The sequence below is a fragment of the Streptomyces lancefieldiae genome (assembly GCF_031845825.1).
Lineage (GTDB): Bacteria > Actinomycetota > Actinomycetes > Streptomycetales > Streptomycetaceae > Streptomyces > Streptomyces lancefieldiae.
Genome location: NZ_JAVRFH010000315.1, coordinates 1 through 463, shown reverse-complemented (window position 1 = coordinate 463; position 463 = coordinate 1). Strand labels below are relative to the sequence as shown.

Here is a 463-nt window from a genome sequence, read left to right as displayed (position 1 = left end):
ATATTAGGAACTTGTCTAGCTGGCATCGGTACAGGAATAAAAGTTGATGCAGCTACTTACTATGGAAATGGTCTTTATTGTAACAAAGAAAAATGTTGGGTAGATTGGAATCAAGCTAAAGGAGAAATTGGAAAAATTATTGTTAATGGTTGGGTTAATCATGGTCCATGGGCACCTAGAAGGTAGTGGTAGGGAGGTTATTATAATGGATTTTACTAAAGAAGAAAAACTTTTAAATGCAATTAGTAAAGTATACAATGAAGCAACTATAGATGACTATCCTGACTTAAAAGAAAAGCTCTTTCTTTATTCTAAAGAAATCAGTGAGGGAAAAAGTGTTGGTGAAGTTAGTATGAAATTAAGTAGTTTTCTTGGAAGATATATTTTAAAACATAAATTTGGATTACCTAAATCTTTAATAGAATTACAAGAAATTGTTAGTAAGGAATCTCAAGTATATAGA

2 protein-coding genes are annotated in these 463 nt (G+C 30.5%); both read left to right on the top strand.

Going from position 1 to position 463, the window contains the following annotated elements:
- A partial coding sequence (locus RM812_RS42315; protein ID WP_311586357.1) for a class II bacteriocin occupies positions 1-186 on the top strand: 186 nt, incomplete at its 5' end.
- The coding region (locus RM812_RS42310) for a bacteriocin immunity protein (protein WP_311586355.1) at positions 161-463 on the top strand (303 nt) is incomplete at its 3' end. The genes RM812_RS42315 and RM812_RS42310, both read left to right, overlap by 26 nt.